Genomic DNA, 8868 nt, shown 5'->3' on the forward strand with positions numbered 1-8868 from the left:
TTACGCTAAATTGTGACAGGGGGGCATTCCCGAAATACTGACAAATACATGCCCGGTTTATCGGGCAGATGATTTGTCATGCCTGATCCCTTCCGGAGACAACAGATGTCTTTCGACAATGCGTCCTTTGATTTCATCATTATCGGTGCCGGGTCCGCCGGATGTGTCTTGGCCAATCGGCTTAGTGCCGATCCAAAAAACCGGGTGTTGCTGATTGAAGCAGGGGGAAAAGACACCTACCCGTGGATCCATATTCCGGTCGGCTATCTGTTTTGCATCGGAAATCCCCGCACGGACTGGCTTTATAGGACTGCTGCCGAAAAAGGACTGGGTGGTCGATCTATCGCCTATCCGCGGGGCAAGGTTCTTGGTGGATGTTCATCCATCAATGGCATGATTTATATGCGTGGACAGGCAGCCGACTATGATCGCTGGGTCACCGAGGGGGCCGCGGGCTGGGGCTGGAATGATGTGTTGCCGTATTTCATCAAATCGGAACGTTATCACAGCCCGGCAAACGGTCATGGCAGTAACGGGGAACTTCGTGTTGAAAAACAACGCCTGCGCTGGGATGTCCTGGATGCTGTCCGTGACGGGGCCGAGGAAATTGGCATTCAGAAAACAGATGATTTCAATGGCGGCAGCAACGAAGGGTCGGGCTATTTCGATGTGACACAGAAACGCGGTGTGCGCTGGAGTGCGTCCCGTGCCTTCCTCAAACCGGTAATGCATCGCCCGAACCTTGCGGTTTTGACCAAGGCAACTGTTGTCGGGCTTGAGCTGGACGGGGCAACCGTGCGTGGTGTGCGTTACGAACGGGATGGGAAAACCGAATGTGTAAAGGCCGGGCGCGAAGTTATTCTTTCCGCGGGGGCAATTGGAACGCCGCAAATTCTGAAACTTTCGGGCATCGGTCCGGCAACCGAACTGCGTGACCACGGCATTCCGGTCGTAAATGATCTTCCCGGTGTGGGGGAGAACCTTCAGGACCACCTGCAAATTCGCACTGCCTTTCGCATCAAGGGTGCCAGGACGCTCAATGAAATGCAGTCGACGCTTTGGGGAAAAGCAAAAATCGGACTTGATTATGCGCTGCGCCGTCGCGGGCCCATGGCCATGGCGCCCAGTCAGCTTGGCATCTTCACAAAGTCAGATCCAACATTTGAGACGCCCAATATCGAATATCATGTGCAACCCTTGTCGCTCGATAAATTCGGCGATCCTTTGCATGATTATCCGGCGATTACGGTTTCTGTGTGTAATTTGCGCCCTACCAGTGTCGGTCGGGTTACTCTGACATCATCAGACGCGTATTCGGCACCGGATATTGCACCAAACTATCTTAGTACGGATCAGGATCGACAGGTTTCCGTTCAATCAATTCGGCATGCCAGAAGACTGATGGCGACAAGACGTATGCAGCAGTTCAGCCCGGTCGAATTCGCCCCGGGGCCGCATGTGACAAGCGACGATGCGTTGGCCGAAGCCGCAGGCAAAGTGGCAACAACAATCTTCCACCCGGTCGGAACCGCGAAGATGGGGGCCAAGCATGACCTGATGGCGGTTGTGGATGACCGGCTTCGCGTGCGCGGAATGGCAAATCTGCGGATTGCCGATGCCTCTGTTATGCCATCCATTGTTTCGGGAAATACACATGCACCCGTTGTCATGATCGCCGAAAGGGCGAGTGAGCTGATCATTGGCGGAAAGTGATCTGCCAAAGGTGACAATTGATCAAGGCCGATAGATGGCGCATCGCGGGTAAAAGAATGCGCGGCAGTCAAATCACTGCCGCGCATTTTGTGTCTTACAGGTGTTAGTCTTTGCTCAGCGCAGAGAAGAACGGTGTCGGGGTCAGGATTTTGTTTACCTGACTGACAAGATATCCGGCCTCTGCCGACTTCTTGAGATATTCCTGCCATCCCGGATCGGATTTCAGGTTGGCACGCTTTTCTGCACGATCAGCGGCACTTTCGTACTGCCAGATATGGATATAGGAATTCACATCACCGGTTTCGGTCGCGGCGTAAACGGCCGGATCGCCAAGATGTTTCTTTTGGATTTGCCAGCCCTCTGCTTCGTAAAGCTTAAGGTGCTTTCCGATCGTGCCCGGGCGGCAAGTATAAGTGCGATGATCATAAATCATGTTTGAAATCCTTGAATTGGTCGATGACTAGATGTCGTCGATGGTTTCAGTCTCGGCTGCGTGCCGAGGCGAATGCCTGAAAAGGTCAATGATGGCGTAAAGGAGCATGATCCCGGCGCTGATCGGGATGCAGACATAAAGGATCGCAACCGGGAAACCGATGATCGGCGTCAGTGCACTGCTCCGTTCGGTCAGGTTCCAGCCTTCGACAAACAGGAACCCGAGAAAGAAGATATTGATCGCGGAAATGACGGCGGTATGAATGCGGCGCTTGGCCCAGGGCAGGGTGTAATACAGCCAGTCAATGCGGAAATGCTGGTTTTCCCGCCAGAGTTCGGCTGCACCAAAGAACACCATCCATGCAAAGCACAGTTCGATAATCTCGTCATACCAGCCCATGGAAAACCAGCCGGTCACGCGTGAAATCACATTGGCGCCCAGAATGAACATCAGAACAATCAGGCAGGAAATCGCGACCACGCGCAAAAAGCGTCCGGTGATCTGATCAAGTCGGAAGATGGCTTGCATTATCGGCCACCTCCCATCACCAGATCGGGCAACCAGGTGGATACTTGCGGAATGCAAATCACCAGAAGAAGCACGACAAAGATCCCTATCAGATAAGGCCACAATTCACGAATAAGCGGCCCGACCGGAACTTTGGTGACACTTGAAATCGCAAACAGCACCATGCCGACCGGCGGCGTAAGAAGACCAATCATCGAACACATGATCATGATGACGCCGAACTGAACCGGATCGATCCCGATTGCCGACATGACCGGCATAAAGATCGGAACGGTGATGACAATGACTGCAATACCTTCGAGGAACATGCCAAGGACAAGCAGGATCAGAACGATCAATGACATGATGACCGCCGGATTATCAGAAATTGCCAGAAGCCCGTTGATCACGCTGTTCGGGACGCGCTGATGAATAAGAAGCCAGCCAAAGAAACCGGCCGCGGCGATGACAAACAGAACGCGAATGGTATGAAGAAGCGTGTCCCAAAGAATGCCGGGCAACGAAGACATGGTGATTTCGCGATACACGAAAAGACCAAGGAATGCGGCATAGAAGCTTGCAGTGACGCCTGCTTCGGTCGGTGTGAACACACCGGTAAGAATCCCGGCAATAATGATGAAGGGCGTGCCGAGCGGAAGAAATGCGCCTTTTAACGACACCCAAAGTTCATGATAACTCGCGCGCATTTCACGCGGGAACTTGCGAATAACCGCAACAACATAAACCGCAACCATCAAGGCGCCGGCCATCAACAGGCCGGGGACAACTCCGGCAAGAAACAGCTTAACAACCGAGATACCCGTCAGGCTGGCAAAAATGACAAACGGGATGCTGGGCGGGAAGACCGGACCGATTGTTGAGGATGCTGCGGTGATTGCTGCGGAGAAGCGTTCGTCATAGCCCCGATCACGCATTGCCTTGAATTCAACCTGACCAAGGCCCGCTGCATCGGCAACGGCCGCACCAGACATGCCCGAAAAGATCAGGCTGGCGACAACGTTGACCTGTCCAAGGCCGCCGCGGAAGTGACCAACAAGGGCGGATGCAAACCGGAAAATACGTTCTGTCACGCCGCCGGTATTCATCAGGTTGCCGGCCAGAATAAAGAACGGGATGGCCAGAAGCGTAAAGGATGTGGTCGACGAATACATGCGCTGTGGCAGCATGGTCAGAATTGCCGGTTCGCCCAGCGCAAGATAGGTGCCGACAGCTGTTACGCCCAGTGCAATGGCAATGGGCACGCCAAGAACAATCAGTCCCACAAGTGCAAGCAGCACGATCAATGCAAGCATGATCTCAGACTTTCAGATTAGACATTGGGAATGTGGTGCCAGAGAGAGGGCAGCTTGACGATCAAGCTTTCCTCTCTCTGGGGATGTTCACTCGTTCGCATGTCGCGAACGAGCGGTTATTTCCCGATAAAGCTGAGGAACTTTTTCATATTCTCTTCGCCGGAATATTCGCTGACGCGCTCATAGGCCGGGCCCATCTGTTCCTTGAATTTTTCAAGGTCAGGTTCGGTAACATTGACGCCCGCTGCCTTGATTTTGGCAAGTTCGTCGGCTTCCTGTTGCTGAACCAGTTCACGCATCAGGTTACCGGCAGAAACGCTTTCCTCGCGGATGATGGTCTGTTCTTCCGGTGTCAGGGAATCCCACTTTTTCTTGTTCATGACATGAACCATGGAATTGTAAACGTGACGGGTCAGGGCAAGGTTTTCCTGAAGTTCGTACATCTTGTAGTGATAGATGACACCAATCGGGTTTTCCTGACCGTCAACCACACCGGCGGTCAACGCGCCCGGCAATTCCGGGAAGGCGATCTGGGTGGTCTGTGCGCCAGCGGCTTCAAGTGCAGCAACAATCTGCAACTCTGGCGGCGTACGCAGTTTAAGACCTGCAAGGTCTTCCGGGGTGTTGATCGGACGAACCGAGTTCGTCACGTTGCGGAACCCGTATTCCCAGTTCGACAGCATCACCAAACCTTTTTCTTCAAGTTTGGGTGCGGCCCAATCCATGAACGGACCATCAAGAACCTGATGGGCTTGTTCATAGCTGCCAAATGCAAACGGCGTCATCACGGTGCCGAATGCCTTTTCATATTTATCAAGTGCACCCTGCGTTGGCAGGTTCATGTCAATGATGCCAAGTACGGTCTGTTCAAGCTGTTCGGGCGGGGAGCCCAGTTCGCTTGACGGATAAAGCTGGATTTCAACTTCGCCATTGGTGCGTGCTTCGACCCGTTCCTTGAATTGCTTGGCGGCAATGTGGCCCGGGTGGGTTTCAGCTGCAAAATGCGACAGCTTCAGAGCAGTTTTTGCATCTGCTGGCGAGACTGCGGACAGTGCCGTTACAGACATCAGAACAGCGCAAACCGACAGGGCTGCGTTTTTGATTTTAAGGTTTTTCAAGATGTTTCCTCCGTTGGAATGAATTTGCGTGTTGAACGCTTGTTTTTGTTGGGGGGCATTACGCCCCCGTAATCAGGTTTTGGATGTTTGAAAGCGGGATGGTTGGATCAGGATTCTTTCGGGAATGCCGCTTCGACACCGGAAAGCTTTTCATATGCCTTGATCACGGCTGTGCAGCCTTCCTGACCAAAGCCCATGATCGAGGCCAGTGAATAGGTCTGGTGAACCGAACTTGCCATAAAGCCCGGAAGGCCTGCCTTTTCGAGCCAGCGCACATAGTAGCCGACATCTTTTTCGGCCCATTCAAGCGCCATATAGGGGGTGAAATCGCGTTCAAGCGTTTTGCGACCATAAAGGTCCATCATGCCGCTTTTGCCGCCAGCCGCCGAAATGATGTCGATGACTTTGGTCATGTCGAGGCCTTCCTTGGCGGCAAGGGCAAACCCTTCGCAGAAGGAGGCGACATTGGCAAAGGCGATAAAGTTGTGGATCAGTTTCAGGCGGATGGCGTGGCCGCTTGGCCCGACATGGAAGATGTTTTCGGCATAGGTATCAAAGAGCGGGCGCAGGTCTTCGAGAAGGTCGCTATCACCGCCATACAGCACGTTCACGCAGCCCTGTTCGGCATGGATCGGCGTGCGGGTCATCGGGGCTTCGCAATAACGAACGCCGATTTTTTCACATGCGGCACTCATCAGATCGACGTGATCGGGGCTGGTGGTCGTGTGATCCAGAATGATCTGACCGGGCTTCATGTCCTGAAGGCAACCGCTTTCGGCATCAATGGTCAGTTTCTGAACGTCTTCTGCCCTGCCAATGCAAAAGGCCAGAACATCACAGTCGCGTGCCATGTCCCGAACAGAAGTGGCAACAACTGCGCCGCGGCTTTCTGCAAGTTTGACCTTTTCCTGGTCAAGGTCGAGCACATGAACCTTTACGCCCTTAAGGAGCATATTCTTGACGAGGCCGCTGCCCATGCCACCCAGACCAACAAAGCCGACGGTCTTCTGAAACATTAATTTCCTCCATTTTCTGCTGGTTGGCGCTGCTTGTTGTGATGCAGGGCCATTCTTCATTGAAAATCGACATAGCATGTCTCCATGTTGTCTGACAACCTGTTTTTATGTTGACAAAATAATTCTTGTCCATGCATAAGGTCGCATCATAAAAATCAGTCTCGGCTGATTGATCTTCACCAATAAAGGGCATTTTCGGTGGACTCTTTTACGCGACTAAGCAGACGTCCAAGTTTGGCTGATGACGTTTCGCAGAAGCTTTCCCGCATGATTCTCGAAGGTGATCTTGCCGCAGGCGAGCAGTTGCCAACCGAACAAAGTCTTGCTGAAAGTTTTGGCGTGGCGCGCACCGTCGTGCGCGAAGCCGTTTCACGTCTTAAGCATGATGGTCTGGTTGATTCGCGTCAGGGTGTCGGTGCCTTTGTGGCCGAACCCAGCGCACGCAGCGCGTTTCGCATCAGCCCCGCCTGCTTTGAAAAGCGCCAAAAGCTTTTGGAAATTCTTCAGTTGCGTACCGGGATCACGTCCGAAGCTGCCGGGCTTGCGGCCCTTCACCGTTCCGATGCGGATGTCGATTTTATGTCGCAATCCTATCGCGAGATGGAAAGTTCGCTTTTGAAGGGTGACGAAGGAACCGAAAAGCATCTTTTGGCCGAACGTGCCTTCTATCAGCGGATCGCAGAGGCATCCGGCAATCAATACATCAAGGAATTCCTGTCAATGCTTGATACCCGCATTGATCTGGAACTGCGCTCTGTCGCGATTAAGAACGCCCGCGTGACGGAATGGAGCTCGGAAGTGCTGACAGAACATATGGCTGTTCTCGACGCGATCCGGCAACAGGATGAAAATGCAGCATCGCAAGCGGTGCGCTATCACTACACGCTTGCTGCGCAGCGTCTGGCGGATCGTGCCGATCTGGCAGACACGTAAATAAGCGGGGCCAAGCGCCCCGCCAAAACACATCAATCAGAAACAGTCTAGTGGAGGCACCGATGCATTGCACGGGAGGTCAAGTGATCGCTAATGTCTTGGTTCAACAAGGCGTTGATCGAATTTTTGGAGTACCGGGCGAGAGTTTCCTTGCCGTTCTTGATGCGTTGGTCGATACGCCGCAGATCGAATTTGTCGCAACCAAGCACGAAGGTGCGGCATCATTCATGGCCGATGCCGACGGAAAACTGACGGGGCGTCCGGGCATTGTCTTGGTAACCCGTGGTCCCGGTGCATCCAATGCCTATGCCGGTGTGCATGTTGCCTATCAGGATTCCACCCCGCTGATCATGATGGTTGGCCTGATCAGCCGCGATGACGAAGAACGCGAAGCATTTCAGGAATTTGACCTTAAGGCGATTTTCGGGACCCAGACCAAATGGACCGCGGTGATCGATAACGCCGCCCGCATCCCGGAACTTCTGACCCGTGCATTTCAGGTGGCGACGTCCGGTCGTCCGGGCCCGGTCGTTCTTGGCTTGCCAGAAGACATGCTGCGTGATGTGGTTGAAATTGATCAGCTTCCTGCCAAGGTCACGCCGGTTCAGGCATCCCCGGCAGCCGATCAGATCAGCGACATTGCCGACATTCTTTCCTCTGCAAAATCCCCGCTGGTGATTGCTGGTGGTGAAACCTGGGATGATCAGGCCTGTGCCGATCTGGCCAGCTTTGCAGAAGCATGGAACTTGCCGGTCACATGCAGTTTCCGCAGTCAGGACCGAATGTCTGCACTGCATTCATCCTATATCGGTGACGCGGGTCTGGGAATTAACCCGGCATTGGCGAAACGCATTCGTGATGCAGATGTTCTTTTGGTTCTGGGCGCACGTCTGGGCGATTGCACGACGTCTGGCTATACCTTGCTTGATGTTCCGGTTGCCAAACAGAAAATCCTGCATATTCATCCGGATGCGAATGAAATCGGTCGGGTTTATGCCCCGGCACTGGGTGTTTGCAGTGGCATGAAACAGGCGCTTTTCGCACTTGCAAAGCTTGATGCCCCGGCGTCATCCCCGGTCTGGCAGGACTGGACCAAATCTGCCCGTGAAGATTATCTGGTCTGGTCGACGCCAAACCCGACGGCACATGGCCCGGTTAACCTTGCCTCGGTGATCAAGCATCTCAATGAAAATCTGCCCGAAGATGCGATTTTGACCAATGGTGCGGGGAATTACACCGTTTGGGTGCATCGTTTCTATCAGCATCGTCGTTTCAGAACCCAGGTTGCGCCGACATCCGGCACGATGGGGTATGGTTTGCCTGCTGCGATTGCGGCAAGCCTGCGTCATCCGGATCGCCTCAGCATCTGCTTTGCAGGTGATGGCTGTTTCCAGATGACCCTTCAGGAACTGGCAACGGCACAGCAATTTGGTGCGCGTGTGATTGTTATTCTGTGCAACAACGGCATGTATGGCACCATTCGCATGCATCAGGAGAAAAACTATCCCGGACGTGTCAGCGGTACCGATATTGTTAATCCTGATTTCATCAAGCTGGCAGAGGCATATGGTTTTGCGACCGCAAGGGTCGAGAAAACCGGTCAATTCGCAGATGCCTTTGATACGATTGCAGCATCGGGCAAATCGGGTGTGATTGAAGTGATCACCGATCCCGAAGATTTGACCCCGCGCTTTTCTTTGTCCGAATTACGTGCAAGTGCACAATGATCCGTGCTTTAACGTTCATCTGACTGTTCACTCAAAATTGGGAAATTCCATGTCCTATACCCTGACAGGAAAACATTTGATCGCGGGCGACTGGGTTGCAGGAGCCGC

Annotated in this window: 8 protein-coding genes; 3 read left to right on the plus strand and 5 right to left on the minus strand. The window is 53.3% G+C overall.

What is annotated here, in order from left to right:
• Positions 1-105: 105 nt before the first annotated feature.
• On the plus strand, positions 106-1713 hold the full coding sequence (locus tag TH19_RS09830; protein ID WP_114102146.1) for a GMC family oxidoreductase: 1608 nt from the start codon (positions 106-108) through the stop codon (positions 1711-1713).
• 103 nt (positions 1714-1816) lie between these two features.
• Here the strand turns inward: TH19_RS09830 and TH19_RS09835 are convergent, their stop codons facing one another.
• The 5 genes from TH19_RS09835 to TH19_RS09855 all read right to left on the minus strand — a co-directional run bounded on the left by TH19_RS09835 (position 1817) and on the right by TH19_RS09855 (position 6100).
• Positions 1817-2146: an NIPSNAP family protein gene (locus TH19_RS09835; RefSeq protein ID WP_114102147.1), complete on the minus strand. Its 330-nt coding sequence runs from the start codon at positions 2144-2146 to the stop codon at positions 1817-1819.
• Between the two features lie 27 nt (positions 2147-2173).
• Positions 2174-2674, minus strand: a complete 501-nt coding sequence (locus TH19_RS09840) for a TRAP transporter small permease (RefSeq protein ID WP_114102148.1) — start codon at positions 2672-2674, stop codon at positions 2174-2176.
• Complete coding sequence (locus TH19_RS09845; protein WP_114102149.1) at positions 2674-3966, minus strand: TRAP transporter large permease; 1293 nt, start codon at positions 3964-3966, stop codon at positions 2674-2676. The genes TH19_RS09840 and TH19_RS09845 overlap by 1 nt, the downstream gene beginning before the upstream one ends.
• A gap of 116 nt (positions 3967-4082) precedes the next feature.
• A complete protein-coding gene (locus tag TH19_RS09850) occupies positions 4083-5084 on the minus strand; it encodes a TRAP transporter substrate-binding protein (protein WP_114102150.1) in 1002 nt (333 codons plus the stop codon).
• A 107-nt stretch (positions 5085-5191) separates the two neighbouring features.
• Complete coding sequence (locus tag TH19_RS09855; protein ID WP_181846376.1) at positions 5192-6100, minus strand: NAD(P)-dependent oxidoreductase; 909 nt, start codon at positions 6098-6100, stop codon at positions 5192-5194.
• A gap of 234 nt (positions 6101-6334) precedes the next feature.
• Here TH19_RS09855 and TH19_RS09860 point away from each other — a divergent pair, with 234 nt between their 5' ends.
• A complete protein-coding gene (locus tag TH19_RS09860) occupies positions 6335-7033 on the plus strand; it encodes a FadR/GntR family transcriptional regulator (RefSeq protein ID WP_114102152.1) in 699 nt (232 codons plus the stop codon).
• Between the two features lie 62 nt (positions 7034-7095).
• Positions 7096-8760, plus strand: a complete 1665-nt coding sequence (locus TH19_RS09865; RefSeq protein ID WP_114102153.1) for a thiamine pyrophosphate-binding protein — start codon at positions 7096-7098, stop codon at positions 8758-8760.
• Positions 8761-8868 lie beyond the last annotated feature (108 nt).

This window comes from Thalassospira profundimaris (assembly GCF_003326675.1).
GTDB classification, from domain to species: domain Bacteria; phylum Pseudomonadota; class Alphaproteobacteria; order Rhodospirillales; family Thalassospiraceae; genus Thalassospira; species Thalassospira aquimaris.

Excerpts from the sequence above, each read along its gene's own strand:
- TH19_RS09835 (WP_114102147.1), bottom strand. The coding sequence starts at position 2,146 with ATGATTTATGATCATCGCACTTATACTTGCCGCCCGGGCACGATCGGA.
- TH19_RS09865 (WP_114102153.1), top strand. The coding sequence starts at position 7,096 with ATGCATTGCACGGGAGGTCAAGTGATCGCTAATGTCTTGGTTCAACAA.
- TH19_RS09830 (WP_114102146.1), top strand. The coding sequence starts at position 106 with ATGTCTTTCGACAATGCGTCCTTTGATTTCATCATTATCGGTGCCGGG.
- TH19_RS09855 (WP_181846376.1), bottom strand. The coding sequence starts at position 6,100 with ATGTTTCAGAAGACCGTCGGCTTTGTTGGTCTGGGTGGCATGGGCAGC.
- TH19_RS09840 (WP_114102148.1), bottom strand. The coding sequence starts at position 2,674 with ATGCAAGCCATCTTCCGACTTGATCAGATCACCGGACGCTTTTTGCGC.
- TH19_RS09845 (WP_114102149.1), bottom strand. The coding sequence starts at position 3,966 with ATGCTTGCATTGATCGTGCTGCTTGCACTTGTGGGACTGATTGTTCTT.